Consider the following 26,847-nt stretch of genomic DNA (forward strand, 5'->3'; position numbering starts at 1 on the left):
AAAAATAATTTATAAACATAGGCCTCCTATATGTTGTACAAACATTAAACACTTTAACAGACCCTCCGTAATTAATAGAAAAAGGCAGACATATTGCTTTTCCAACATGTCTGCCTTTTCACGAATTAAATAAGTTCTCAGAGTCAGTCCCACTATAATCGGTGTATTACTACTTTAACCCCATGCTAATCAACCAGCACCATCTGCTTTATTGGAAAAATCAAAAGGATTTCCTGCCCCACACGATATGGATTAGACATTTCCTTATTCACAATAAAATTCCCTATTGGCGTTTCCACATCAAATTGATAGTTCCTCCCCAAATACGTACGGAGCTTTATTCTACCCGGTAAACAATTCTGCTGCATACGCTCAGAAGGACTTTTTTCCTTCATAATTAAATCGTCCGGCCTGATCGTGCCTGTTTTCCCTGTCAGGTTATATTCGTGCGCGTTCTTTTGGACGACGAACGCGTAACCTGATTTAGTCAGCACGAGGTGATCTCCATCCTTCTTCCACTCATCGAATTCAATGAAGTTTTTATATCCGATGAAGTCGGCGACAAATTTGGTTTGGGGATGATTATAGATAGCTGCCGGATTGCTACACTGCTCAATGACGCCTTGATTCATGATGGCCACATGATCGGATATCGCTAGACACTCTTCTTGGTCATGAGAAACATATACCGTAGTGATCCCTAATTTTTGCTGAATCCGGCGAATTTCCGTTCTCATATCCACTCGTAAGTTTGCATCCAAGTTACTAAATGGTTCGTCCATTAAAAGGATATCCGGTTCAGTGACGATGGCCCGCGCTATTGCTATACGTTGTTTTTGCCCACCGGAAAGCTCTTGCGGATACCCACTCCTAAATCCTGTCATCTTAACGGTTTCCAGCACATCCATGACACGCTTTTCTATCTCCAGTTCAGAAAACCTTCTAAGCCTGAGTCCGAATGCGATATTATTGAAGATCGTCAGATGCGGAAACAAAACATAGTTTTGAAACACAAAGCCAAAGTTCCGCTTGTTAACAGGAATTTTCGTATAATCCCTATCATTAAAAATAAACTTCCCTTTCTTCGCTTTTAGAAAGCCGGCAATCAAACGGAGTGTCGTCGTTTTCCCACATCCACTCGGTCCAAGTAGTGAAACCAGCTCTCCTTTTTCAATTTCAAGATTGAAGTCTTTTAAAATAGTTTGTTTTCTGTACGCTACCGATATGTCTTGTAAAGCAAACAAGGCCATCCATCATTCCTCCATCATGAAAATCAGTCTCTTCATTTTGTAAATAGTATGGGCTTTCATGGTGAAATACATGTAAAATACGTTAACTTTGTTTCATCACGACATCGGCCTTCCTGATTGAACTAGTGATTATGGCTAATAGAAAAGTGAATTTTTAGATAATTTATCTAAAGAGTTTTAGAGGGAAGCATGATATTCTAAATATATGTCAGAAAACATAACATAAAATGTTAATAAATAGAACATACACTATATTTTACTTTGTCATTGAAAGGAATGATTAGAGGATGAGCTTAGAGACTTTAAATGAACAGGTTAGAACTGATTTATCCTACCTTGCCATTGGAGACAATAACCGGGTGCGTCCCTTTCACCAACCGGTAGGCCACGTCTATGATGCCATTATAGTTGGCGGCGGACAAAGTGGACTGGGTACAGCTTTTGGACTCTTGCGTGAAAAAATATCGAATATCCTGGTCATCGATGAAAATAGCGAAGGGGTAGAAGGACCGTGGAATACCTACGCACGTATGGTAACATTGCGAACGCCTAAGCATTTGACCTCCATCGACCTTGGCATCCCTTCTTTGACTTTCCGGGCATGGTGGGAAGCGCAGTTTGGACAGGAAAGCTGGGAGAGGATGGATAAGATTCCACGTGAAGAATGGATGAACTACCTGAAGTGGTACCGGGCCGTTCTCAAACTGCCTGTCATAAACAAAGTAAAACTAAAACTAGTCGAGCCGACGGATGAAGGAATCCATAAACTGCATATCGAAGGCCAAGGAGCCCACACAAACTTGCTACTTGCACGCAAGGTCATTTTAGCCACCGGGATTCAAGGTGGGGGCGAATGGCATATCCCGTCCATGATTAAAGAGAACTTGCCACGTCACCTCTATGCACATACGTCCGAATCCATTGACTTCCCCTCCCTTAAAGGGAAAAAGGTCGCTATTTTGGGGGGCGGCGCTTCTGCCTTCGATAATGCTCACTTCGCACTCTCTGAAGGGGTGGCAAAAGCTCATGTCTTTATCAGGCGCCAGGAAATTCCCCGCATTAACCCGATTCGCCATATGGAGGCTTCGGGCATAATCGAGCGTTTCCACACCTTATCGGATGCTGATAAGTATGCCGTGATGACCCATTTCTTTACGCACAATCAACCACCGACCACCGACATGTTTCAACGTGCATCTTCCTGGCCTGGCTTTGACATGCACGTAGGCTCGCCCTGGCTTGAGGTAAAGAATGTGGACAATCAAGCTGTCGTGACAACACCTAAAGGGACTTTCACATTTGACTTCCTGATCATAAGTACAGGTCTAGTCACCGACCCTTCTTTACGACCCGAATTAAAGCTGGTAGAAGACCACATAGCCCGCTGGAGCGACTGCTATAATGCCCCGGATGAAACAGCCCATCCCACTATCGATGCACACCCATACCTCAGTCCCGGCTTCGCTTTTCAAAGCCGTGATGAAACAGGAAAAAAACTGCTTCATGGAATTTTTGCCTTTAACTATTCCGCCTTGATCAGTTGCGGTATTTCAGCCTCAGCTCTTTCAGGATTACGGTTCAGTATTCCCAAACTGGTAGCAGCTGTGGCGGAACAGCTTTTCACCGACGATCGTTCAGACATCCTCACAAAGTTCTTTGATTATAATGAGGTAGAGTTCACTGAAGAATGGCCCAGAAAAGAACAACAAACAGGCCCTGAATCCCAGACGTTCAAGTACTCGATGCCCAGTTGAAATACATTAAATCTACTCAAGCAAAAGAGGCTGTCTGAAAAGAAAAGTCTCTAAAATAAAACAGGTGGAGAAAAAAGAATCGTTTTTTTTCACCTGTTTTTCTATCTTCATCTATACATATATAAAATAAAGGGCTGTAGACAAACTCGGGGAAAATCGAGTACCGTTTACGGTGTTCATATTTCTTACCTCCCCATCCAGTTTTGATGCAAAGATTGCAGAGGAAGGCGTGAAGACTCCTGCGGGAGGTAAGGGACAGGTGAGACCCCGCAGGCGTAGCCGAGGAGGCTCACCGCCCGCCCGCGGAAAGCGAACGCCTGGAACGGAAATCGACGCCCTTTTTGATTGTTTAAACAGGAATAAAGAACCAGCATGAATGATTTCAATCCACTTTTTTTGGATAAGTTAAGAGGCAGAATGTTGTTTAATAGACATTTTTACCTCTCTCTATTTACTCAATTTAGGCTTAACTACCCTTTTTGAGACAGCCCCTTATAAATTAATCGAAAGAATATTCGAACAATATTCTCCATACCTGTTGTACAATTAAGATAACGCTTAATTTGATACGGGAGGTCCTCATGAATATTCTAGAGATGAATCTATTGTTTGAAACAAGGAACCAGTTGATTGATGAAATTTCAGGACTGAACAGTCAAACAATAAATAGTAAGCCTATATCTGGTGGTTGGAGCATCGCCCAAATTTGTCACCATCTATTTCTTTCTGAGAATGTGTTTACAGAGGCTATTGTCAGCGGTTTAAAAGATAGGGACTATAAACGAATCATTCAAAAAAACATCTATTTAACTTCGGATCCCACCAAAAAATTTAAAGCACCTAAAATCACGTTACCTTCTCAAGACACTTTGAATCCAACAGTATTGTTGGATAAGCTGTTCGAATCAAGATACCTTTTACTGAATGTTATCTTTGAACAGGAAGACCGAACCGTTTTTCTTAGAAAAAAAGCAAAGCATCCCCTATTCGGCTATTTATCTTTAGAGCAATGGGTTGAATTATTATCCTTACATGAGAAAAGGCATATTGAACAAATAAAAGATGTGAAACTCCATCTCATGTAAAAAAACCGCACCGAATAGGAGCGGTTTTGCTTATTATTTAACCCTTATTCTTTCGCCAATAAACTCAACGGCATTCATAAATTCGGAAACAAATCCTTCCCGATCGACGCTATGCAATACATGGACATTTGGTGTTTGACCGCTACGCCTCGTATAATCCACGACCGTTGTACCCGCCGTCAAGCGACCTTCCATCTCAACTTGCACGTAATAATCTTCCCCTATGAATAGTTCAGGCTTTAATACATACATCACGGCACAAAGATCGTGAAAGCGTAACACTTTAGCAAAGTGAGCTTCGTAAAATGGCGTTTGTTCAGCAATATGTAAATAGAATGTTAGCATTTTGTACACTTTATCTGAAAAGTCTGTCCCCATATCTAAAATGAGATTGGCTTCTGCTAGAGTCACATACGCTTTATGTGTCACATCTAATCCGCTCATTACGATCGGTACACCTGAACGGAAGACGATTTCTACAGCATGTGGGTCGACGTATGCGTTAAACTCAGCAGTCGGTGACATATTGCCACCGACTGCTGCACCTCCCATCCAGGAAATGCATTCGATTTTCGGCTTCGTTTCGGGGTGCGCTAACAAAAGGGCTGCCACATTAGTTAACGGTCCGGTAGCCACGATTGTCACTTTTTCCTCACTCTCCATAATCGTCTCGAGCATCGCCGTTATGGCAGGACGGTCACTAACAGGCAATGTCGGCTCTGGAAATGTAACATTCGCGAAACCACTTTCCCCGTGGACATCCTCAGCCACTTCCAGTTCACGGAAAATGGGTTGATCTAATCCCCTTGCTATTTCTACATCAGCGCCGATATAACTCAGGAAGGTCCGGGCATTGTAATTCGTTTTATCCTGCGAAATATTTCCTGAACATGTTGTAACTAAACGTACGTCTATCACTTCACTTGCAAATGCAAGTGTCAACATCATGGCATCGTCAATCCCTGGGTCTGTATCGATGATCATGGGTATTTTACGCATATAGGAAACCACCTTTTAACGTTTCACATACTTCTCCTAGTAAGGGGGATTTTCACATCGATTGATGCTCCCCTCACTTTGTTATGCACTTATACTTTTTTTACAAATTCGGATTTTAACTTCATCGCACCAAAACCATCTATTTTACAATCTATATCATGGTCGCCTTCGACCAAACGGATACTTTTCACTTTAGTCCCCATTTTCAAGACGGATGAACTTCCCTTTACTTTAAGGTCCTTAATGACCGTTACAGCATCACCATCGTTCAAAACATTGCCATTGGCATCTTTAATGACCTTTTTTTCTTCTGTTTCAGATTCTATAGACCACTCATGTGCACACTCTGGGCAAATATAAAGGCTACCATCTTCGTATGTATATTTGGAATTACAAATTGGGCAATTTGGCAAATCGGACATATTTTCCATTCCTCCATTCATTAATCTCATTCGACTAGCTATCTTATTTAAATTCACCCTTAAGTAAATACACAAGATCAAATTCTTTTAATTCCTCCATGTTGCTTGTCGGATCTTCATAAAAATCATTTGATAGGGCAGTAGCACCATCCTCATCAAGAGTATAACAAATACTCGCTAAAGCCATTTCACCCTTTATTATCGGGCGATCATCGTTTAATACCCTCGTTGTAATCGAAGCATTTTCTAACCCCTTCTTCTCTTTCACTAAGCTGCTAATATTCGACTGATCACTTTCATCGTCATCCTCAGTTTCTATTCCAGTGATGAATGTAAACTGATTCTCATCTTCCGGACTTTGGGTTCTTGCGAAGATCAAAGAACCATTTCCGTAAACCGGAGCAGTACCATGATTGATCTTTTCATCAACCAATTTACCAGACTCATATTTTTCAACCCAAAATTCTACTTCTTGATAGGTATCATCGATATTGAAATCGAATAAGAATGCATCATTCGTGGTCATTGAAAGAATATCCTTTTCTCTATCCGTCAATTCCGCTACAGAAATGGTATTTGTTTTATTACCATTACATGCTCCCAAAACAATGACTAGCATCGTCATTAGTGCTGTGTATAAAATCTTCTTCATGCGTTCCCCTACCCCTTCATCAACTAAAAATCGAAAAATCTTACACATTATATCATTGACTGAATAATTATGCATTACTTTCACAGGGGTAAACCTTTCTCACAGCACTCGATTTATGGATGGGCCAAACTATAATTCTTACTAGCCTTCATCGAACTCAATTTATAGGAATAAAAAAATCTCCCATAAGGAACAAGCGATTACATGAACCGTATGTTCCTTATGGGAGATGCTCGACTAGCATTTCGAGGTCAATCTCTAGGCACGTCAAGAGCTTGATATGCCTTCTGATACTTTCCGCCATCAGCAACTTCTGAATGATACAAGGCCTTAAGCGCAAAATTTTTCTCTAGATTATGTTCTTTCATCAACACTTTCAATTGCGTCTGTAATTCCATATTATCTTTCATTAGCTGCTTCATTTGGGTTTTGAAGTACTTCATGGTATGGTTACTTCCTTTCAGGAGCTGAGCTCTCCCGTCAAGTATACCATTTGCTCACCATACTGTTCGCTCATCCTAGCTTTTATAAATAAAGTAATCGAAATCAGCATGAAGATTTTGACCTGTTGTATCTTGACATTGCATACCTACGAATGCTCCCGTGAAAAAGCCTCCACCTTGAATATAGTCGTCCGATAGTTTATAAGAGTCGAACATTACAGGAATCGTTGTCCACTCTTCCCCATCGAAGGAATATGAATATTGGTACACGTTCACTTTCACTTCAACTCGGAGGAAAATATACGTCACCTCATCCGGTATGATGATTTCCTCTCCTTGTAATGGTTGCGAAAATCTATAATTATCACAAGCCACGAGTTCAATCATTCTGCCTTTCTCTTCATTCCAAGTGATTTGGCACGATGACCAGTTTTGAGTATTATAATAGTTCACCAAACCAGCAGATTGCTGAATCATGGTAGGATTAAAAGCCAATTTGGTCTCGGCAGTAAACGTGAAGTGCTGCCAACGTCTTGCAATGAATGCTTGGGTGAATTTAGATGTTAAGGATTCTTTTCCGTACAGTCGTAAATGTCCAGGGTTATCCTTTAATGACACAATATCCTCCCCTAATGGGATGCGTAGGTTTTGGAAATGAAGATTCAGAGATTCTGTGTCAAAATCATCTTTCTCTGGAAAATCCCTTTCCCATTGAACTTCTTCCATTTGCGGTCCTTCTATTTCTAGGGAAGGTTCATTTCCACCTAGCACGTAAGGCCAATCATTTTGCCACTCCAGCCTTTGTATCGCCGTTTCCCTTCCAAGCGGGCAAAAACCTCGCGGATCTAATAATGGTTGCCCTTCTTTCTGAAGGGGACGTCCTGTCAAATGAACAAGAAACCACTCATCAGTATGCGTATGTACGATAGATGCATGCCCGGCTTTTTGAAGTGGATTTCTTGGCGCTCCGAATGAAGAGATTAATGGATTATCAGGATGCACTTCATAAGGTCCCCTCAGTTGTCTGGAACGAGCAATCGTTGCCTGATGATCATATCTAGTACCACCTTCAGCCGTTAATAAATAATAATAGTCGTTTACCTTGTATATATGTGGCGCTTCCGTAAGTTTAATATCGGTCCCTTTGAATATGATTTCCATTTTTCCAACTAGCTTTTGCTCTTCGACACTATATTCCTGCAAAGCAATACCAAGGAAATGATGTTTCCCCACGCGATGATCCCACACCATGTTCACCAAGTACTTTTTGCCATCATCATCATGAAATAAAGACGGGTCGAACCCTGTGCTGTTCAAATAGATCGGCTCCGTCCATTCCCCATCGATCGTATCACAGGTAACGAGATAATTGTGGCAATCCTTCCATTGCCCATCCACGACCTTGACATCCGTAAAGATGAGCCAAAACTGGTTGTCATGATAAGATAAGGCCGGTGCCCAAACTCCTCCGGAATCTGGATTGCCCATCATATTCAATTGACTTACACGATTTAAAGGGCGAAATATCAGGCGCCAATTTTTCAAATCCTTTGAATGATAAATGCCCACACCCGGAAACCACTCGAATGTGGAAACGGCGATATAATAATCATCTTCCACTCGACAAATGCACGGGTCAGGATTAAACCCTGTTAATATTGGATTAGTGATTACAGTCATCTTTACACCCCTATTCTTTACTTGATTAATCAGGCCATCACCTGGTTAATTCTTTTACGCCACTCATCTTATTTTTCTTGATTTCTATCCGGTGGAAGCTGTACATTCCCCCAAACATCATGATCCATGCAAAAGACACGACACCAAAAAACGGAATCAGACTCGGTTGGTACAACAAGACGAATAATATCGCCGCCATACTTCCTACCATCAATAAGCTCATATGAATATGAAAAACGCCCAATAGGAAAGCTTGCTTCAGATAATCCATCCATTTCAAATCGTAATGGACATACACGGGAAAGAAATATAGAAGAGTTATAAGATATAAACATGCCACAATTAGCAATGGCACTGCCATTGCCAATGGAAGTGTTCCACCCATATTGATTAGATAGACGGCATCAAGGATGATGCAGGCTCCCACCAAGGTTAGAATTGCTCCCAGGCCATTCGCCCTCTTGAACTCACTCCCATATACTTCCCTGAATGTGCGCCAAATGGGAACCTCCCATTCTTTCATCATCCATTTTCGTATAATGGTAAAGAGGGCGACAGTCGCAGGAAAAAAACCAAACACCAGCATCCCTGCCATCGTAAATAGGAACCATAACAAATTGACGTAAGCAAGCCTCATGATCCACTCACATAAAACGAACAACTTCCCCATTGTTCTCTCTAAAACGATGGAAATCACTCCTCTCTATATAACTGACAGGCCCTTGTTGCCATTTAGCCTTTGACCGAACCCGCTGCTATGCCCTCGACAATCCGATTACTTAAAATTAGGAACGCTATCAAAATCGGGAGGATACTAATAACGAGCGTCGCCCCAATTGCCCCCCAATCAGTCGTATATTGTCCAATGAAATTTTGGATCCCGACGGTAAGCGTCTTAAAGCGATCAGAGCTTATAAACGTATTGACGAAAACGAATTCGTTCCAGTTATAAATCATATTGATGATTCCTGCGGTTGCCATGACAGGCATTGTCATCGGTAAGGTGATTTTGAAAAAAATATGATGAATCGATGCTCCATCCATGACAGCCGCCTCTTCCACCTCAAGAGGCAGAGTTTCATAAAACCCCAGCAAGATCATGATGGTCACTGGTAAATTGAAGGCTGTAAATGCCAAAATGACCGAAAGAGGATGGTCGATGAGGTTTATTTTTGTAAATGTACTGAATAGAGGGATGAGGGTGGAATGGACCGGGATCATTAAGCCAACCATGAACAAGCCCAGAACCAACTTGCTTCCTCTCCACTTCATCCTCGTCAACGCAAATGTCACCATGCTTGCCAATAGGACAGTCAAAATAACCGCAACAGCTGTATAGACTACGCTATTGAAGAAATATAAACTGATGTTCCCTTCCGTCCAAACCTTTACATAATTTTCCCACTTCGGGGTTTCTGGAATGGAAAATGGCGACATATTAAAGACTTCCTGATTATCTTTCAAGGAAAAAAGAAAAAGCCAGATGATCGGGAATATCTGAAAAATGGCCACGATGATTAAAAAAAGATACATCATTCCTTTAAGTAGTCGACTAAAAATCGTTTTTGAAACAGGATTCACTTCTTTTTCTACTACCAAAATGGGTGGTACCGTTGATTTTAAAGACTCCATCTAATCTCCCCTCGCTTTAGTTGATATCATCATTCGCCACCGTCAGCCTTCTTATGATATATGTCACCACAAGGCAGATCACTAATAGGAAAAAGCCCACCGCACTTGCGTATCCAAAATCGAAGCTTTTAAAAGCTTTTTGATACATATAAGAGGCCATAACTTCGCTCGACCCGTTAGGTCCACCGCCCGTCATCACATAAATGAGATCAAAATATTTGAGTGAACCCACGACAGCAAGAACGATTGTCACTTTGACCACATTCATGATAAGTGGCAACTTAATTTGCAAGGCGATTTGCAGCGAGGTAGCTCCATCGACTTTGGCAGCCTCGATGAGGGATTCTGGAATGTTTTTGAGTGCTGCATAATAAATGAGAATATAAAAACCCGCGTACTGCCAAATAATTGGAATGATGATGGCATATAAGGCTAAATCCGTCTCCGCAAGCCATGCAGGCGGGTTATCGATCCCGAGAGAGACGAGGAGGGTGTTTAATATCCCATTGGTCGGATGATAAATCTTCAACCATAGCTGGGCAATCGCAACCGATGCAAGGAGCATGGGAATCAAATAGATCTTCCTTAGCAAGTCGGCCCCCTTCACCTTGCTGGCAAGAATAAAGGAAATGAACAAATAACCGATCAAGCTTAGCGCTGAAAACAGAGCCAACAAAAAAGAGTGCAGGGCACTTTCCCAAAATACGGAATCCTGCAGGAGTTTCGCATAGTTCTTCAGACCAATGAACTCTTTCTCGCCGATTCCATTCCATTTCATCAGACCGAAGTATCCTGTCTGTACGATGGGAACATAGATCAAGGCAATAATGAGCAGCAAGGCCGGAGCGACGTATAGGGCGATTACCTTCTTATTGGACATGACATTATTCATTTCATTCAACTCCTTTCCTTATGAAGAAAGAGGACATCGAGCTATTTACCGATTTGTCCTCTTTCCCTGTTTTCTAGTTACTTCACTCTTCTGCCTTCAGGGCATCTTCATGTTGCTTAGCAAAATCCTTCGGCTTCACTTCGATTCCATACAAAGATTGGATCAAATTCAAATGTGTTTCCGCTACAGCGGCGCTCATCTGAACATCGGCGAATAGAGTAAGGTTGCTCGCTTTATTCAATTCATTCAATACATCGATGTATAGCGGTGGCAGGTCTACTGAGGCTGTATCCACCTTCGTCGCTGGAATAATTCCCGCTTTCTCAACAGCTTGCTCTCCCCATTTCTCTACAAAGAATTTCACAAATTTCTTCGATTCTTCCTTCACTTCAGAGTTTTCAGAAACGAACATGCCGACTCCAGGTCCTCCTACCCAGCTATCGAGTTCTCCCTTTCCACCTTCATAGACCGGGAATTTAAAGAAGCCCACGCTGTCTCGGAATTCTTTTGGTATTTCTTCATTTGTCGTATAGTTTGGAAGCTCCCAAGTACCCATTAGATACATAGCCGCTTTCCCATTGAGAAATTCTGATTTACCTTCATCATTGGACATACCGTTAAACCCTTTATTGAATGCGTTTTCTTTTACAAGGGTTTGAATCTCTTCGGCTGCCTTGACCAATGCAGGGTCTTCGAAAGTACCCGACCGGTCGATCGCTTTATTCAATACTTCTTTCCCACCGATTCTATCGGCTAGGTACATATACCATAAAGATCCCGTCCAGCGGTCCTTATTACCAAGAGCGATTGGGGCTACCCCTTTAGATGATAGCGTTTTGACAATCGTTTGGAACTCCGCGTACGTTTTTGGCACTTCTAGGTTATACTTTTTGAAGATTTCCTTGTTGTAATAAATCGGGGCGATGTTCAATTCTAGTGGCAAACCATATGTCTTGCCTTCTAGTGCGTACGCTTCTGTGGTCCCGCTAACGAAAGAATCTTTTAAACCATCGTTTAGCACATCATCCATCTCTGCAAAAAGCCCACCTTTTACAAATGGGGTCATGTATCCTGCAGCCCATGTAAAACCAACATCAGGGAGTTCATTGGAAGATGATAACACTTTCATTTTGTTCTTGTATTGTTCATTTTCTAGCACTTCCACTTTAATCTTTACACCCTTATTTTCCGCTTCGAACTGCTTGATGATATCCGTCAGAATCAAGTTTTGTTGCTTGGCGCTGCCAGCTGGCCACAAGTGCATGAATGTAATTGTCTTCTCTTTGGAATCGCTTTCATTTCCAGCCTTTTCAGACCCGCTACAACCAGCCAAAGCCCCTATAAGAAGGAGAACAAGTACTAACAGTAAAGTATGCGTTTTCTTAACCATCTTAAACCCCCTAATATCTTTGTTTTCCTAACAACTAAAGTGTAGCATCCTGCCATGGTCACGGTAAGGTAACGATGGTTGGGGAAAATCCCACTATTATTGGTTATTCACCCCATCAAGTTCTGGCATTTTCCTGAATTTACTCGGTGTTACGCCCTCATGCTCCTTGAAGATTTTAATGAAGTATTTAGCTGTTTGGTACCCGGCCTTATGAGCAATTTCTTCTATTTGAGCATCCGTGGTCAATAATAGTTTCTTTGAAAGTTGAAGCCTCTTGCGTGTAACGTATTCACTGAATGTCATCCGGGTATGTTCTTTAAAAAGCACGCTGAAGTAGCTTGCATTTAAATGGACAGCATCCGCTACCTGCTTCAAGGTTAGAGGGTTGCTTACGTTTTGGCCGATGAAGGAAATGGCCTCATTGATGGCTGAATTAGAATGCCCTATGTCCCGATCTATCTTGAACAGTTTATGATCCGCTACCTTTTCCATATATTCCGCGCGTTCCATGTCCGCTTCCGTTTCTAAAGCCTGTTCCACAGCCTCGATCAGTTTTTGTTTGCTTACCGGTTTTAGAAGATAATTCACCACACTGAGACGAATCGCTTCCTGGGCATATTGAAAATCTGGATGCCCGGATATGATGATGCCCACAAACCTATGCCCCCTGTTCTTCAAGCTTTGTAAAAGCTGCAAACCGGTCATCTCAGGCATACAGATATCCGTAATTAACAGGTGTGCTTTTGATTTGTTCATTACTTTGTGAGCCTCGGCCCCATCTGAGGCACTAAGAATCTGATATTGGCCTTTCGACCACTTTTCTAGTGTGTTTTTCAATCCTTGTCTTGTTCTCTCCTCATCATCCACTATTAAAATCGTTTTCGTATCCATATTTCAGTTTCCTCCTTTTATGGGAATATCGAATGTTACTCTGGTCCCCTTGTTCCACTCACTATCTAACTTAAGGCCCTTTTGCAATTCCCCATCATAATATAGATGGAGTCTTTTATTGACATTAATAAGGGCGACGCCCATTTCCTTAAAGGATGATACCCCCTCACTTTCAAGAGCTAGATTAAGAGAATGGAGAGTGTCATCGTCCATTCCAAAACCGTTATCCTCCACGGATATTTCCAGGCTTGAAGCCTGTATCATTTTTCGAACTTTAATAGATACTGTACCTTGTCTCCTGCTTTTCTCGATCCCATGCATAATGGCATTTTCAACCAATGGCTGAATGATCAGCTTTGGAACCCTCACTTGAAGGCATTCGGGCGGAACCTCTATATGCCAAAGGAGTCGGTCGCCAAGCCTCATTTTCATAACTTGTAAATAACGCTCGATATGATCAAGTTCATCCGAAACGGTCACCCATTCATTACCCTTCATATCGCCTATCGTATAACGAAAAAGCTCCGACATCGCTATGACTATATCAGCCAAATCATCCTGCTCTTTTTCTTCTAAAGACCAATAAAGGGCATTTAATGTATTGTAAAGGAAGTGGGGATCTATTTGAGCCTGTAATGCCTTTAACTCGGTTTGACTACGTAGTAACTCCTTTTCATATACTTCTTGAATTAAATGATTCGTATTATCCACCATTTGGTTATAGGTTTTATTCAACTCTATGAATTCCAAGGAACCTGAGCTTTCCTGATTCGTTTTCAGTTCATCCATCTTGGCTTTTTTCATCGTTTTTGTCAGTCTTTTAATTGGATTAGTGATCATCGTCGCTAAAAAGAAAGCGGATACAAGGAAAATGATGAAACCCATACTACCAGAAACCAAAGTGGCATTCCGTACGGCCGTTATCCGTTCTTGAAGAAAACTAGTAGGTTTTAAAATCACGATGGTCCACCCTAATTTTTCCGATACATGTTTTACCACCATATACTCCTTCCCCTCGATCATCACCACTTCGTCCCCATCTAACAGAATATTTCGAATATCCATGCCGTAGTTATCCGAAATCGGGCTCTTATCTACATCCAATAGCATCATATAATCTCCTCGATCACTGGTCCTTTCTTCCATTTGAAAGTAACTATTCGATATTCTTACCAATAAGTAGCCTCCATTTGTAAACATATGGTCCATTAAGCTAACTCTTCTAATGGCATAGGAATAATTTTTGTCATTCGGATCTTTTCCAATCCAAACTAACCTTCCCTTTTTTGAATTGGCTAAAGTGACCCACTTCTGATCAATCATGCTCGATATCTTTTTTTCACTAAAAGGATACATTCTCTTTCCATCCGTTGAATATAGTTCAAACGAGGAAATTCCATTCGAATAGGCGTGGAAATTATTAATGACCTTAATTAGCTCTGTTTTCTCGGCTGAATCCATGCGTTCATCATTTTCAACGAACTTTTGAACGGTTCCATTGGTGACCAATTGATTCGAGAGCATATCAATCTGTTGATATAGCGTCTCCATCCTTCCGTTTGCTTCAATGGCCGTTTGCTTAATCAACTTTTCTGTAGCTTCTCTCATTAACGTTCCGACTTGCTTATAAACCAGTAAAGAAACAATACATAGTACAATCATCATGACTGTCAGAAATACAGTCACAATCTGGTTTCTCAATGTATTCAGCTTTTTGAAATATGATTTAATGTTAGCTATCGTCATCACCTATTCTCTAAAACTACGATATGTTATTAGTTAAATTCTACCAAATTTTTCATATTAGTACACAAATGTTTTACGGTAGCGACCTCTAGGTACATTCTCCATCATGCACCAAAAATCACGCCCCAACGAAAAAGGAATACCCAGCTTTAGAGTTATGCATCAGGATGTCATCTGTTAGTTCGTGGTGGTTTTCTAAGAGAAAATCAGTTAGATGCTATGTTATAATGGATGAATAAGAATCACGATAATCTGCATACGATCAAAAAGGGGCTGTGTTACATATGAATCATGAACTTATCATGCCAGTTGAAATGTCCATCAAAGAAAAAAAGAAACTCTCAAAAGGGAAAGTGCTGCAAGCAGTCGTATTTTCGCGATGTACGATGATTGAAGTGGAATCATCATTGAACGAAAATTACTATCTCATTTACTATAAAAACACCCTGGTATATGGTGAAAAAGTAGACAAAGTAATAAAGAATTCATTTATCGATAAAATACGTAAAATGGGTATGGTCTTCCATTCAGATCATCCATTCCTTTCCGCAATCATCCCCAGCGAAACTGCCACGATTCCAAACAAAAACAAGCTATTCTCCCAACTTCAAAACCAATATTCTCTTCAGGAAGTAGCCTACATCGCTACGACTCTCGACTCATTTTTCACAAAAAAACAACTGACTAATGTCATTTACAAAATCTTTTACCATTACAGAAGAAATGGTAACTATATGCAGGCCTTTCAAATCATTAAAATCTTAAACAACTTTGATCCCGATTTGAATTCGGCAAGAGAGATTAAAAATTCCCTGGAATTTTACTCCTACATGGAATTTTACAAATCCTCTGCCCTATCTGCCATCCATCAAAAAGATCCGCTATATGTTGAATGGTATTGCTTCAAAAACCGATTTCAACCTGATGAAGGAAAAATGTTAGTCGATTTATTGAAGCAACAGGATTCTTGCTTGGACATCGTAATACTCTGGATGGAGAAGATTCAAAATGGGTCAAATGTGACTTCTGTTGAAACGTACACTAACATGGCCTTACCATTCACATCCATGGAAAATTGGATAGTAACGCTTGATTATCTACATATCAATCCGTTTCAAGCCTTACCACAAACCAAGACGATGATCGATAACATGCTTTTGGAAGAACGATATGAAACGGCGGCACTCTATTTATTAAATTTCCTTAACGCCCTTCCAGAAACCTACGAGGAAATCTTACATACTTTATGGGGACATCTAGATACCACATTCATTGCCGATCATCTAGATACCTTTTTGGTAGTGATTCAACAGCTCGTTTTAAAAGAGGGAGAAGAACAATCAGAACAAAGACTACTACAGCTTATTGGTAAATTACTAGAAACCTATGATCTTAAAGAGGTCCATGATAAGCTGCTCCCTATCCAACCGTCAGCACCACATTCTCCTGTATTTCAGAAGATCAATAGAATGCTCACCTTGCTAGATGACCCCGATCAAATGATGGAACTAGGTCAATATTATGCAGAGTTTAAGCGATACGATGATGCCATTGAATGCTTCTCATGGGAAATGGAGCTGTATCCGGACGATCCTACTCCTGTATCACAACTTTCCAAAATGTATCAAAATAAAGGGATGGTTAAAGAGGCATTTGCTTACCATCAAATTTACGCTTCATTGAAATAGTTACAAACTCCATACCTGTAAAAAAGAATGAGAACTCAACCTTCTTATTCTTTTTTTATAACGGCTATTCAAAACACTCAAATAACAATTCATTCGACAAAAAACTACACTTTATCGACAAATCCATTTGACATTTAAACCATAAATGTTTAGAATTTTTATGTTATTCAAATAAACGAATTGAGTGTATAAAATGAAAACGAAATTATTTCGAAAAAAATCTGTGAATCAACTTTTACAAAAGCATGGAAAAGTACAATTAAAAAAGACACTTGTTGCATTTGATTTAATACTGCTCGGTGTTGGTGCCATTGTTGGTACAGGAATCTTCATCCTGCCGGGAACTGTTGCAGCCCAATATGCAGGACCAGGGATTGTGTTCTCTTTTATCATTGCCGCCTTTGTTTGCGCATTCGCTGCAATGTGTTACTCTGAATTTTCTTCATCAGTTCCAGTAACGGGTAGTGCGTACACATACTCCTACATTGTCTTTGGGGAGATCATTGCTTGGCTAGTCGGCTGGTCCCTATTACTCGAATACGGCTTAGCTGTTGCTGCAGTTGCTACAGGCTGGTCATCCTATTTTAGCTCGCTACTTAGCGGCTTTAATATTTTGCTTCCTCATGAAGTATCTGGTGCTTTTAATCCGGACAACGGCACATACATTAACTTGCCAGCCGTGTTGATCATTTTTTTAATTGCCGGCTTATTAACTTTAGGCATTAAAGAATCGACAAAATTCAATACGATTATGGTATGTGTGAAAGTGGCTGTTATTTTACTATTCATTGTAGTCGGCGCATTCTACGTTGAACCAACAAACTGGCAGCCGTTCACACCGTTTGGTACAAGCGGAGTCCTAAATGCCGCGGCCTTGGTGTTCTTCGCCTATCTTGGCTTCGATGCTGTCTCATCTGCAGCCGAGGAAGTTAAAAATCCACAGCGTAACATGCCAATCGGTATTATCGGTTCGCTATTCATCTGTACCTTATTGTACGTTGCGTTATCCCTTGTATTGACAGGTATGGTTTCTTACACAAAATTAAATGTAAGTGACCCTGTAAGCTTTGCCATGCAAATGGTACACCAAGATTGGGTGGCAGGTATTATCTCAATCGGCGCCGTCGTTGGTATGATGACCGTAATTCTTGTTATGCTTTACGGTGGCACGCGTCTTGTATACTCATTCGGTCGTGATGGCTTACTACCAAAAGTATTATGCGAAGTTCATCCGAAACGGAAAACACCTGTAAAAAACACATGGATTTTTGCAATCCTCGTTGCCTTATGCGCAGGCTTCGTCCCATTGGATAAGCTTACAGAGCTTGTAAATATGGGTACTCTTTTAGCCTTCACTGTTGTATCAATCGGCGTCATTTACTTACGCAAAAACAAAGACATTCCGAATGAAGGATTCAAAGTACCTTTCTTCCCAGTGATTCCGATCCTTTCATTTGTTTTATGCATCTTCCTAATGACCCAGCTATCTGCACACACATGGATTGCCTGCAGTATTTGGATGATCATCGGTATTATTATTTACTTTGCTTACGGTAAAAAGCATAGTGTCTTGAACAAATAACAAATATGGCTGTTTCAGATGTGAACTTCACTTCTGAAACAGCCATTTATTTTTGCAAAGAGCTTTTTCTATTATTTATTAAAAGTAATGTTCTCTGTACCTTGTCCTAAGTGAATGGTCGTTTCTCTTGGTTTTGTTTCTGCTATCACTTTCCCATATCTGAAGGAATAGCGTACTGACGCCTGTTTACGGACTGCTTCGTATTCATTTTCTGCGGATAAAACGATAAAGTTGGCAGGTTTTCCCGCCTCTATTCCATAGTGATCCACGATTTGTAAGGTTTTTGCACTATTGGCGGTAATCAAATCGATGGAGTTGATGATTTGCTCATATCCCATTAGTTGAGAAGCATGAATGCCCATATGCAGCACTTGCAGCATGTTTCCTGTTCCTAGTGGATACCATGGGTCGAATATATCATCGTGACCGAAGCATACGTTTAATCCTGCTTCCTGCAATTCTTTGACCCGCGTTAAGCCTCTTCGTTTCGGATACGTATCGAATCTTCCTTGAAGGTGAATATTCACCAATGGATTGGATACGAAATTTATAGAAGAAAGCTTCAATAACCGAAATAACTTATAGGTATAGGCATCATTATAAGAACCCATTGCCGTCGTATGACTGGCTGTCGTTCGTGTACCTAGCCCGCGCTCGTAAGCTTCTTTTGCGACGACTTCGACAAAACGTGATTGCTCGTCATCGATTTCATCACAATGTATATCCACGAGGCGGTCGTATTTTTCCGCTAAATCAAACGCAATTTTCATTGATTCCACGCCATATTCGCGAGTGAATTCAAAGTGCGGAATGCCCCCTACAACATCGGCACCCATTTTTAGCGCTTCTTCCAGTAATCCCGTTCCATTCGGATAAGACAAAATTCCTTCCTGTGGAAAAGCCACTAACTGCAAATCAACGAAATCTGACATTTCTTCTTTTACTTCGAGCATGGCTTTTAGAGCCGTTAGGTCTGGATCGGTTACATCGATATGTGTACGAACATGCTGAATTCCTTGAGCGATTTGCCACTTTAAAGCCGTTTTCGCCCTTGTTTTCACATCTTCATTCGTCAAGGATTCTTTTCGCTGAGACCACCGCTGAATTCCCTCAAATAAAGTCCCACTTTGATTCCACTCCGGCTCTCCTGCCGTCAACGTCGTGTCGAGGTGGATATGTGGTTCAATAAAGGGAGGTAACACTAGTAATCCCTCGACATCATAAATTGGCTGATTCAGCTCGTCCTCATTAAGCGTCTGCGTAACCGCTTCAATCATTCCTTCTCTGACGACAATATTCCAAAGACCTTCTTTTCCTCTTAATTTAGCATTTTTAATAAGCATCGGTTTGTACACCTCTTTTTAGATTTTCGTGGTTTTTGTTAGTAGGTACATATTTCATCAAGACAACATAGAGGATAACGGTCCCGATTAGTGCATTAATTGGCACGATGCCAGGTCCGAACTGAGCCAATGCGACTCCTCCTGCCCAAGCTATCATCGATAACCAATTGACCTTTTCGAAAGACATCTCTTCGAACTTTCCATATTTTCTGCATTTCACGATAAAGTAGTCTGCCAGAATAATGGCCCCGATCGACGGGACTGCTGCTCCCAGTACATTCAGAAAACCGACGAAGTTATTATAAAGCCACATCGCTAACACGGTGCCGATGATTCCATTAACAACGACAAGCTTCTTCTTGGAAATTTTCGTAACATTGGCAAATCCCAATCCCGAAGCGTATAGGGCATTATCATTCGTTGTCCAAATATTCAGTCCCAGTACGATAATCGCCGGCAAAATCAGCTCTTGCAAAAACATGACTTCCGAAATATCCGAAACACCGTACGTCATCGCTCCAATCGCCCCGAATATGAACATCAATGAATTGCCTAGAAAAAAGGCTATCACAGTTGCGACAACAGCTGACCGAGTCGTCTTGGCAAAACGGGCAAAGTCAGGAGTCAAGGTACCCCCGCTGATAAATGAGCCAATGCAGATGGTTAAGGCAGCACCCACTCCCATCATTTCAGAAGGTTGATAGTTTAGCAACCCCTGAACCCCACCGATCGTTTCCGTTGCCTCAAATACCGAGTAGCTACCCAGAATGGCAATGGCCGGCACGGCAATTAACCCTAACAGCACGAGTGCCTTAATACCATAGATGGCTGATATCGTCATCATAATACCAAAACTAAAAATCAATAGATAGACATTAATCCCTGTAGCCTTTTCGACCGGAACCGCGAACATCGCCACCCCCACGCCAAACCAGCCTACTTGCGTTAACCCCAGCAATAGAGAGGGTACATAGGAGCCTTTATCACCAAAGGCATACTTTGCAAGCAGATGTGTAGAAAGCCCGGTCTTGGCGGCAATATGGGCCAACGCCCCCGTATACATGCCGAGCACACAATTACCTGCCAATACGATGAGAAGGAACTGCATCAATGTTAATCCTGTTCCCAATTCCCCTCCCGACCACATGCTGGCCGAGAAAAAAGTGAACCCTAGCATAATGGATAGAATCTTCCAAAAATTATTGCGATTTTTTTGCGGTACAGCTTGCCATGAAAATTCTGCATCTACTTTTCCCATAACGTTTCCTCCATTTTTAAACTGATACCCACAAAGAAAAAAGAGGTCTATTGTCATGAACCGACAATAAACCTCTTCTGCATTATGACGAGCAGAATCCAGGCAAAAAATGCATAGAGTCTCCCCATCATAAAAATCCGTTGTCCTTGTCAGCCTCACGGGACTGAATTAAAGATACCAATATTGAATTATTTATATTATTCCAAAAAATTAAAGTTAAGTCAATACTAAAAATAATATCCACCTAACTTTATGCTATCCCTACAAATCAAACAATACTGAATGCAGCTTTGCTATCTAATCCGTGGATTTCACATTACAGACATATAGGCCTATTTCAGGAAAGTAATGCTGCCCTATGTAAATAGATCTTACCCTCATCTCTTCCTCCTCTAGAACCCATAAAGAATTTACTATATACTTTCATTAAAATGATGAAAAGTGTGGTGACCCTTACTTGTTTAAACTCTTGTTAATTGAAGATGATACAACTCTCTTCAAGGAAATCAAGGAACGCCTTTCACAGTGGTCTTATGATGTATATGGAATTGATGATTTTGGTAAGGTGATGCAAGAATTCACAGCCATTAAGCCAGACTTGGTTATCATCGACATCCAGTTGCCGAAATTCGACGGATTTCATTGGTGCAGGATGATTCGAAACCACTCGAATGTACCCATCCTCTTTTTATCATCACGCGACCATCCGACCGACATCGTGATGTCCATGCAGTTTGGGGCAGATGATTTCATCCAGAAACCCTTTCATTTTGATGTACTGATCGCCAAGATACAAGCGACGCTTCGTCGTGTCTATAATTACAATACCGAAAAAATCGAACTAAAAACCTGGTGCGGCGCCACCTTGGATTATGAAAAAAACACGGTTACGAATGCGTCAGGCACGATCGAGCTGACAAAAAATGAAGTGTTCATCTTAAAAAGGCTGATTGAACAGAAGAATAAGATTGTAAGCCGCGATGATTTAATCAATAGTTTATGGAATGACAAACGCTTTATCAGTGATAATACACTGACAGTCAATGTAAACCGATTGAGAAAAAGACTGGACGAGCTAGGTTTAGGACAGTTCATCGAAACGAAAGTAGGACAAGGCTACATCGCTGTCGAAGAGGATTACGAATGATTAAAAATTTTATACTGGAACGGTTTAGCTGGATTGCTTGCTACCTTTTCTTTCACTTATTTATTCTATTCGTCGCCTATGTTGATTCGGCGATCCCTTTCCCACCTGTTCTATATATGGTCTTTTTATCGTTCATCATGTTCTGCATCTTTTTGACTGTCCGCTACAAAAAGGAAACCAAATTCTACCGAAGCTTAGCGGAACAGGATGATAATTTGGATTTGTCCAATATAGCTGACCCGGAAAGCCCATTTGAACGAATCATCGAAAGAAGCATCAGCAATCAAATTGACTATTTGAAACATACGGCTTCGCAAGGGCAAATGACATTGGAGCAGGAAAAGGACGAATTATTGGCTTGGATTCATGAAGTGAAAACGCCTTTGACAGCCCTACATTTAATGATGGATCGCATACAAGATGAAGAACTCAAATCTCATATGACGTATGAATGGCTCCGTATCCACCTCTTGCTTGATCAGCAATTGCACCAACGGCGCCTGCCCTTCATGGAAAATGATTTATATATCGGTCACACGGATCTGGAATCGATCATTTTCGACGAGATTAAGACATTACAGTCATGGTGCATTCAAAAAGGGATAGGCTTCGATATCGATTTAGAAAAAGCCGAGTGCTTGAGCGATAGTAAATGGATAGCATTTATCATCCGGCAACTTTTGACCAATAGCATCAAATATAGTGAAGGATCCGATATCCTGGTACAGAGCCATGAATCCAATGGACAAACGATCCTAGAAGTGAAGGATGCTGGCCGTGGCATCGACCCAAGGGACCTTCCCCGCATTTTTGATAAAGGATTCACATCAACGATCAATCACCAAGACCATGGGGCGACGGGGATGGGATTATATTTAACCAAGAAAGTTGCCGATTCTTTATTAATCGATATAACCGTACAATCCACTCTCGGAGAAGGAACCACCTTCACCTTGACCTTTCCGAAACGAAATCAATTCGTGAAATTCCTTAGCATGTGACAAAGATGTCACATGCTTTTGTTCTTTGTTCGGCCAATCGAAGGAAAAGGAAGGCAAAGGCTTTTATAATGAAGATATCGAAATAAAGGGAGTGTATTGGAATGAATATATTAGAAGCGAAAAAAATCCATAAAAGCTATGGCAATAAATTCAATAAGCAAGAAGTCTTGAAAGGATTGGATATCAACATACACGAAGGGGAATTCGTGAGTATCATGGGAGCATCCGGTTCAGGAAAAACCACGCTTCTGAATGTCCTCTCTTCGATCGATAAGATCAGTAATGGGACCATTGTTATTGAAGGAAAAGAGATTTCCGGCATGAAGGAAAAAAAGCTGGCTGAATTTCGAAAGAACCATCTAGGCTTCATCTTCCAGGACTATAACTTATTGGACACACTGACGGTCAAGGAAAATATCCTTTTACCATTATCGATCACCAAAACACCGAGAAAAGAAGCCGAGCAAAAATTTGAAACACTTGCAAATGAACTTGGCATATATGAGATCAAGGACAAATACCCCAATGAAATTTCCGGTGGACAAAAACAGCGCACCTCTGCTGCACGGGCCTTCATCCATGAACCAAGCATCATCTTCGCCGATGAGCCGACAGGTGCCCTTGATTCAAAAGCCGCATCCGATTTATTGAACAAGATGAGTGATTTAAATAAAAAACGTAAAGCCACCATCATCATGGTTACACATGACTCTGTGGCAGCTAGTTACTGTAGTCGTGTCATCTTTATTAAAGATGGACAGATTTATTCCCAATTGAATAAAGGAGAAGAAACAAGACAAACCTTCTTCAAAGACATCATGAAAACTCAAGGTGTACTAGGTGGGGTGCAAAATGAGCATTAATCAACTCATCTTCCGCAGTCTGAAAAAGAATCTAAAGAATTATTATCTATACGTTTTTGCTTTGGTCTTCAGTGCCTCCCTTTATTTTGCCTTCGTTACCCTGCAGTACGATCCGTCGATGGATGAAGCAAGTGGGACGATTAAAGGGGGAGCTGCCATCCAAGCAGCCTCCATCTTGTTGATCGCCATCGTTTCCATCTTTCTTTTATATGCGAATAGCATATTCATCAAACGACGCAGTAAGGAAATTGGCTTGTTTCAATTGATAGGCATGACCAAAAACAGGATTTTCCGCATCCTGAGCATCGAAAATTTCATCCTGTATTTCTGTTCCGTATTCCTAGGGATATTTGTAGGGTTTGCGGCTTCAAAATTGATCATCATGATATTGTTCAAGATTACGGGAGTCCAGGCAATCGCGACGCTTCACTTTACCATGCAACCATTCATTCAGACACTTATCGTATTCAGTATCATCTATCTATTCATCATGTTGATGAACTTTGGTTTCATCAAAAGACAGACAATCTTAGCACTTTTTAGGGTGACTTCGAACACTGAAGGAAAAGTGAAGAAGGTTTCCATTTTCGAAATGATCCTTGGGATGGCTGGAATCATTCTTATCATTGCTGGCTATTATGTTTCAACGAAGTTATTTGATGGATCCTTCTCCCAGACAAACTCCCTATTAATAGCCATGCTATTCATTCTGGGGTCCGTCATCATCGGAACCTACCTGTTCTATAAGGGTTCTGTTTCTTTCATCTTTAATATGATTCGCAAGAAGAAAAATGGATACCTGAACATTAACGAAGTGTTATCCCTTTCATCCATCATGTTTCGGATGAAATCCAATTCCGTTTTACTGACCATCATCACGACCGTTTCCGCTCTTGCAATCGGGTTATTATCCTTAACCTATATCTCCTATTACTCATCGGAGAAAATGGCCAAATCCTATATACCTTCTGATTTTTCCATGGCCTATAGCGAAGATTCAAAAAAACTAAAAGACGCTTTGACAACAAAATCAATCGGATATAACGAAAATAAGATAGAGGTCATTTGGGCAAAGGTCAATATAAAAGATATACTGGAAAGCACCCTAGAAGAAGCGAATTTCGACCCGAACATCATGAATCTAGCGATAATCAGCGACCGATCTGTGAAGAGAATCGATGTTACGCCGAATGAAACTATTTTTAGCGGGTATAGTGCTGCGCTACAGAGTTTTACATCACTCAAAGATTCTGGAAAAATAGAATTAAAGGGGAAAAATGAAATCATTCCACAAAACTATCTGGGACCAAAAGATGATTCCATCCTTCCCTCTTATTTAACGAATGGCGGATTGCCAGTCGCCATTGTCGATCAGACCGTTTTTGACCGTTTGAAAAAGGATGTTGACCCTGAAATGCAAATGGAATTTCCCGTTTATTATGGGATTGATCTAAAGAATAAGGATGATGTTGAAAAAGCGAATGACATTTTCGATACAATTGCTTTCCAAAATAAAGAGTATAATGCTTCACAATTCCAAGAACTGAAAAGTATAAAAATGAACATGGGTCTTACAATGTTCATAGTCGGCTTTTTAGGATTGACTTTCTTGATTACATCGGGATGTATTCTTTATTTCAAACAAATGGACGAAAGTGAAAACGAAAAGGCGAACTATACCATTTTACGAAAACTTGGTTTCACACAAAGTGATTTGTTAAAAGGGATTCAGGCCAAACAGGTCTTCAACTTTGGAATCCCGCTATTAGTCGGGTTATTCCACAGCTATTTTGCCGTTAGATCCGGCTGGTTCTTCTTTGGTACGGAAATCTGGACGCCAATGATCATTGTCATGGTCCTCTACACGGTACTGTATTCGATCTTCGGTATCCTTTCCGTTTTCCATTACAAAAAGGCGATTAAGGATTCCCTTTAAATACATGAAAAAAGCTCCAGCCCCATTAGGGGACTGGAGCTTTCTTCATGTTTCATCGCGTCATCATCTGTTGAACGATTTCCCTATTACGTCTTTTGAATAGTTCATTATGTGAAGAAACCATTCCCACCTTGTGAGCATTAGGCTGGATGAACTGCTTCGCTTGGTTGACTGCATTTGCGGCATCCTGGAAGGTACCTGCTATTAAGTTCACTTTCCCCTCATACTGAAGAATATCCCCTGCGGCATACATCCCTTCTACTGAGGATTCGCTAATCGCATTGCCTGCAATATAATAATGATCGGCCACATCCACCTTCACTTCACTGTTTTCCAGTAGCGAAGCATCATGCTCATACCCATGGTTGATGATCACTTCATCGATTGATAAATGGGAAACCTCCCCCGTTTCATGACTCGTTAGTTCGACACGTTCAATGACTTCATGATTGGTACAAGCGACCAGTTTTGTAATGGACGTATTGAACATGCATTCCGCAGAACTTTTCATCAATTGGCTTATCTGTGATTCATGACCTGCCAACGCATTTTTTCTATAGGTTACATAGACCTTTTTGGCGATAGGCTCCAATTCATTCGCCCAATCGATAGCAGAATTCCCGCCGCCTGAAATGATTACCGTCTTATCCTTGAATCGTTCTAAGGACTTCACTGTGTAATTCAGATTGGACACTTCATAACGCTCTGCCCCATCAATTTCCAGCTTTTGCGGATTCAAGATCCCCCCACCGACGGCCACGATGATCGTTTTTGAATAATGCAGGCCGCCAGAAGACGTAAGCAAGACAAACATCCCATCTTCATCCCGCTTAATCGACTCCACCTTTTCATTCAATACTACCGTGGGATTAAAGGTCAATCCCTGTTCCACAAGTTGATCAATTAACTTAGCTCCCGTAATAGGTGTCTGTCCCCCGACATCCCAAATCATTTTCTCAGGATATACATGGATCTTCCCACCTAATTGAGGCTGATATTCAATGATCTTTGTCTTCATTTCTCTTAATCCACTATAAAAAGCGGAATACAGGCCAGCTGGCCCTCCCCCAATTACGGTAACATCATAGATATCGTCCTGTTTCACTCATGACCACTCCTCGTAAACTAAATGTAATTGATTCTCATTCTCATAAGTTAAATGTACACTTTTTTCTTCTTTTTTACAATTTTTT

General features: G+C 41.0%; 23 protein-coding genes. 8 read left to right on the plus strand and 15 right to left on the minus strand.

The features are described from left to right. Nucleotides 1–185 precede the first annotated feature (185 nt). Entirely contained in the window at nucleotides 186–1,250 is a 1,065-nt protein-coding gene (locus ACIQXN_RS01400) for an ABC transporter ATP-binding protein (RefSeq protein ID WP_402960988.1), read from the minus strand. A 287-nt stretch (nucleotides 1,251–1,537) separates the two neighbouring features. On the opposite strand from ACIQXN_RS01400, the gene ACIQXN_RS01405 reads away from it, so the two are divergent. Both ACIQXN_RS01405 and ACIQXN_RS01410 read left to right on the plus strand, forming a co-directional pair. Further along, entirely contained in the window at nucleotides 1,538–3,004 is a 1,467-nt protein-coding gene (locus ACIQXN_RS01405; protein ID WP_402960990.1) for an NAD(P)-binding domain-containing protein, read from the plus strand. A 581-nt stretch (nucleotides 3,005–3,585) separates the two neighbouring features. Then, nucleotides 3,586–4,089 (plus strand): DinB family protein, encoded by a 504-nt coding sequence (locus ACIQXN_RS01410; RefSeq protein WP_402960992.1) that lies wholly within the window; start codon nucleotides 3,586–3,588, stop codon nucleotides 4,087–4,089. Between the two features lie 33 nt (nucleotides 4,090–4,122). On the opposite strand, the gene ACIQXN_RS01415 is transcribed toward ACIQXN_RS01410, so the two are convergent. From ACIQXN_RS01415 to ACIQXN_RS01465, 11 genes are all read right to left on the minus strand, one after another. Next, nucleotides 4,123–5,088 carry a nucleoside hydrolase gene (locus tag ACIQXN_RS01415; protein ID WP_402960994.1) on the minus strand — a complete coding sequence of 322 codons (966 nt, stop codon included), beginning with the start codon at nucleotides 5,086–5,088 and terminating at the stop codon, nucleotides 4,123–4,125. 89 nt (nucleotides 5,089–5,177) lie between these two features. Next, nucleotides 5,178–5,510, minus strand: a complete 333-nt coding sequence (locus tag ACIQXN_RS01420; protein ID WP_402960996.1) for a zinc ribbon domain-containing protein YjdM — start codon at nucleotides 5,508–5,510, stop codon at nucleotides 5,178–5,180. Nucleotides 5,511–5,553: 43 nt separating this feature from the next. Next, nucleotides 5,554–6,162, minus strand: a complete 609-nt coding sequence (locus tag ACIQXN_RS01425) for a hypothetical protein (protein ID WP_402960998.1) — start codon at nucleotides 6,160–6,162, stop codon at nucleotides 5,554–5,556. A gap of 251 nt (nucleotides 6,163–6,413) precedes the next feature. Then, on the minus strand, nucleotides 6,414–6,605 hold the full coding sequence (locus ACIQXN_RS01430) for a hypothetical protein (RefSeq protein ID WP_402961000.1): 192 nt from the start codon (nucleotides 6,603–6,605) through the stop codon (nucleotides 6,414–6,416). A gap of 75 nt (nucleotides 6,606–6,680) precedes the next feature. Continuing rightward, nucleotides 6,681–8,285: a glycoside hydrolase family 43 protein gene (locus ACIQXN_RS01435; protein WP_402961002.1), complete on the minus strand. Its 1,605-nt coding sequence runs from the start codon at nucleotides 8,283–8,285 to the stop codon at nucleotides 6,681–6,683. Between the two features lie 37 nt (nucleotides 8,286–8,322). Continuing rightward, complete coding sequence (locus ACIQXN_RS01440) at nucleotides 8,323–8,982, minus strand: YesL family protein (RefSeq protein WP_402961004.1); 660 nt, start codon at nucleotides 8,980–8,982, stop codon at nucleotides 8,323–8,325. A 35-nt stretch (nucleotides 8,983–9,017) separates the two neighbouring features. Then, entirely contained in the window at nucleotides 9,018–9,917 is a 900-nt protein-coding gene (locus ACIQXN_RS01445; protein WP_402961006.1) for a carbohydrate ABC transporter permease, read from the minus strand. 16 nt (nucleotides 9,918–9,933) lie between these two features. After that, a complete protein-coding gene (locus ACIQXN_RS01450; RefSeq protein WP_402961009.1) occupies nucleotides 9,934–10,809 on the minus strand; it encodes a carbohydrate ABC transporter permease in 876 nt (291 codons plus the stop codon). A gap of 82 nt (nucleotides 10,810–10,891) precedes the next feature. Then, nucleotides 10,892–12,199 (minus strand): extracellular solute-binding protein, encoded by a 1,308-nt coding sequence (locus tag ACIQXN_RS01455; protein ID WP_402961012.1) that lies wholly within the window; start codon nucleotides 12,197–12,199, stop codon nucleotides 10,892–10,894. Between the two features lie 96 nt (nucleotides 12,200–12,295). Beyond that, entirely contained in the window at nucleotides 12,296–13,090 is a 795-nt protein-coding gene (locus ACIQXN_RS01460) for a response regulator transcription factor (RefSeq protein ID WP_402961014.1), read from the minus strand. Between the two features lie 3 nt (nucleotides 13,091–13,093). Next, complete coding sequence (locus tag ACIQXN_RS01465; protein ID WP_402961016.1) at nucleotides 13,094–14,836, minus strand: sensor histidine kinase; 1,743 nt, start codon at nucleotides 14,834–14,836, stop codon at nucleotides 13,094–13,096. A gap of 284 nt (nucleotides 14,837–15,120) precedes the next feature. Between ACIQXN_RS01465 and ACIQXN_RS01470 the strand changes: the two genes are divergently transcribed. Further along, nucleotides 15,121–16,524, plus strand: coding sequence for a tetratricopeptide repeat protein (locus tag ACIQXN_RS01470; protein ID WP_402961018.1), 1,404 nt, complete (start codon nucleotides 15,121–15,123; stop codon nucleotides 16,522–16,524). Nucleotides 16,525–16,717: 193 nt separating this feature from the next. Beyond that, nucleotides 16,718–18,106, plus strand: a complete 1,389-nt coding sequence (bcaP, locus tag ACIQXN_RS01475; RefSeq protein ID WP_402961020.1) for a branched-chain amino acid transporter BcaP — start codon at nucleotides 16,718–16,720, stop codon at nucleotides 18,104–18,106. A gap of 71 nt (nucleotides 18,107–18,177) precedes the next feature. Here the strand turns inward: bcaP and ACIQXN_RS01480 are convergent, their stop codons facing one another. Together ACIQXN_RS01480 and codB are read right to left on the minus strand one after the other, a co-directional pair. Then, nucleotides 18,178–19,449, minus strand: a complete 1,272-nt coding sequence (locus ACIQXN_RS01480) for a cytosine deaminase (protein WP_402961022.1) — start codon at nucleotides 19,447–19,449, stop codon at nucleotides 18,178–18,180. Further along, nucleotides 19,439–20,707, minus strand: a complete 1,269-nt coding sequence (codB, locus tag ACIQXN_RS01485) for a cytosine permease (protein ID WP_402961024.1) — start codon at nucleotides 20,705–20,707, stop codon at nucleotides 19,439–19,441. The genes ACIQXN_RS01480 and codB overlap by 11 nt, the downstream gene beginning before the upstream one ends. Nucleotides 20,708–21,164: 457 nt before the next feature. On the opposite strand from codB, the gene ACIQXN_RS01490 reads away from it, so the two are divergent. From ACIQXN_RS01490 to ACIQXN_RS01505, 4 genes are all read left to right on the plus strand, one after another. After that, the gene (locus ACIQXN_RS01490; RefSeq protein ID WP_402961026.1) at nucleotides 21,165–21,854 is read left to right on the plus strand and encodes a response regulator transcription factor; all 690 of its coding nucleotides are present in this window, start codon (nucleotides 21,165–21,167) and stop codon (nucleotides 21,852–21,854) included. Then, nucleotides 21,851–22,855: a sensor histidine kinase gene (locus ACIQXN_RS01495; RefSeq protein ID WP_402961028.1), complete on the plus strand. Its 1,005-nt coding sequence runs from the start codon at nucleotides 21,851–21,853 to the stop codon at nucleotides 22,853–22,855. Before ACIQXN_RS01490 ends, ACIQXN_RS01495 begins: the two co-directional genes overlap by 4 nt. 101 nt (nucleotides 22,856–22,956) lie before the next feature. Next, nucleotides 22,957–23,718, plus strand: coding sequence for an ABC transporter ATP-binding protein (locus tag ACIQXN_RS01500; protein WP_402961030.1), 762 nt, complete (start codon nucleotides 22,957–22,959; stop codon nucleotides 23,716–23,718). Continuing rightward, nucleotides 23,708–25,654, plus strand: coding sequence for an FtsX-like permease family protein (locus ACIQXN_RS01505; RefSeq protein ID WP_402961032.1), 1,947 nt, complete (start codon nucleotides 23,708–23,710; stop codon nucleotides 25,652–25,654). The genes ACIQXN_RS01500 and ACIQXN_RS01505 overlap by 11 nt, the downstream gene beginning before the upstream one ends. Before the next feature lie 52 nt (nucleotides 25,655–25,706). Here ACIQXN_RS01505 and ACIQXN_RS01510 read toward each other — a convergent pair whose 3' ends face one another. Further along, complete coding sequence (locus tag ACIQXN_RS01510) at nucleotides 25,707–26,759, minus strand: NAD(P)/FAD-dependent oxidoreductase (protein WP_402961034.1); 1,053 nt, start codon at nucleotides 26,757–26,759, stop codon at nucleotides 25,707–25,709. Nucleotides 26,760–26,847: the final 88 nt, after the last annotated feature.

Source organism: Peribacillus sp. NPDC097295 (assembly GCF_044761665.1).
Taxonomy (GTDB): domain Bacteria; phylum Bacillota; class Bacilli; order Bacillales; family DSM-1321; genus Peribacillus.

What these genes read in the sequence shown, in the direction of transcription:
- ACIQXN_RS01420 (WP_402960996.1), bottom strand. Translation starts at nt 5,510, where the DNA reads ATGTCCGATTTGCCAAATTGCCCAATTTGTAATTCCAAATATACATAC.
- codB (WP_402961024.1), bottom strand. Translation starts at nt 20,707, where the DNA reads ATGGGAAAAGTAGATGCAGAATTTTCATGGCAAGCTGTACCGCAAAAA.
- ACIQXN_RS01425 (WP_402960998.1), bottom strand. Translation starts at nt 6,162, where the DNA reads ATGAAGAAGATTTTATACACAGCACTAATGACGATGCTAGTCATTGTT.
- ACIQXN_RS01455 (WP_402961012.1), bottom strand. Translation starts at nt 12,199, where the DNA reads ATGGTTAAGAAAACGCATACTTTACTGTTAGTACTTGTTCTCCTTCTT.
- ACIQXN_RS01415 (WP_402960994.1), bottom strand. Translation starts at nt 5,088, where the DNA reads ATGCGTAAAATACCCATGATCATCGATACAGACCCAGGGATTGACGAT.
- ACIQXN_RS01430 (WP_402961000.1), bottom strand. Translation starts at nt 6,605, where the DNA reads ATGAAGTACTTCAAAACCCAAATGAAGCAGCTAATGAAAGATAATATG.
- ACIQXN_RS01400 (WP_402960988.1), bottom strand. Translation starts at nt 1,250, where the DNA reads ATGGCCTTGTTTGCTTTACAAGACATATCGGTAGCGTACAGAAAACAA.
- ACIQXN_RS01405 (WP_402960990.1), top strand. Translation starts at nt 1,538, where the DNA reads ATGAGCTTAGAGACTTTAAATGAACAGGTTAGAACTGATTTATCCTAC.
- ACIQXN_RS01465 (WP_402961016.1), bottom strand. Translation starts at nt 14,836, where the DNA reads ATGACGATAGCTAACATTAAATCATATTTCAAAAAGCTGAATACATTG.
- ACIQXN_RS01495 (WP_402961028.1), top strand. Translation starts at nt 21,851, where the DNA reads ATGATTAAAAATTTTATACTGGAACGGTTTAGCTGGATTGCTTGCTAC.
- ACIQXN_RS01450 (WP_402961009.1), bottom strand. Translation starts at nt 10,809, where the DNA reads ATGAATAATGTCATGTCCAATAAGAAGGTAATCGCCCTATACGTCGCT.
- ACIQXN_RS01470 (WP_402961018.1), top strand. Translation starts at nt 15,121, where the DNA reads ATGAATCATGAACTTATCATGCCAGTTGAAATGTCCATCAAAGAAAAA.
- ACIQXN_RS01500 (WP_402961030.1), top strand. Translation starts at nt 22,957, where the DNA reads ATGAATATATTAGAAGCGAAAAAAATCCATAAAAGCTATGGCAATAAA.
- bcaP (WP_402961020.1), top strand. Translation starts at nt 16,718, where the DNA reads ATGAAAACGAAATTATTTCGAAAAAAATCTGTGAATCAACTTTTACAA.
- ACIQXN_RS01480 (WP_402961022.1), bottom strand. Translation starts at nt 19,449, where the DNA reads ATGCTTATTAAAAATGCTAAATTAAGAGGAAAAGAAGGTCTTTGGAAT.
- ACIQXN_RS01445 (WP_402961006.1), bottom strand. Translation starts at nt 9,917, where the DNA reads ATGGAGTCTTTAAAATCAACGGTACCACCCATTTTGGTAGTAGAAAAA.
- ACIQXN_RS01410 (WP_402960992.1), top strand. Translation starts at nt 3,586, where the DNA reads ATGAATATTCTAGAGATGAATCTATTGTTTGAAACAAGGAACCAGTTG.
- ACIQXN_RS01435 (WP_402961002.1), bottom strand. Translation starts at nt 8,285, where the DNA reads ATGACTGTAATCACTAATCCAATATTAACAGGGTTTAATCCTGACCCG.
- ACIQXN_RS01460 (WP_402961014.1), bottom strand. Translation starts at nt 13,090, where the DNA reads ATGGATACGAAAACGATTTTAATAGTGGATGATGAGGAGAGAACAAGA.
- ACIQXN_RS01505 (WP_402961032.1), top strand. Translation starts at nt 23,708, where the DNA reads ATGAGCATTAATCAACTCATCTTCCGCAGTCTGAAAAAGAATCTAAAG.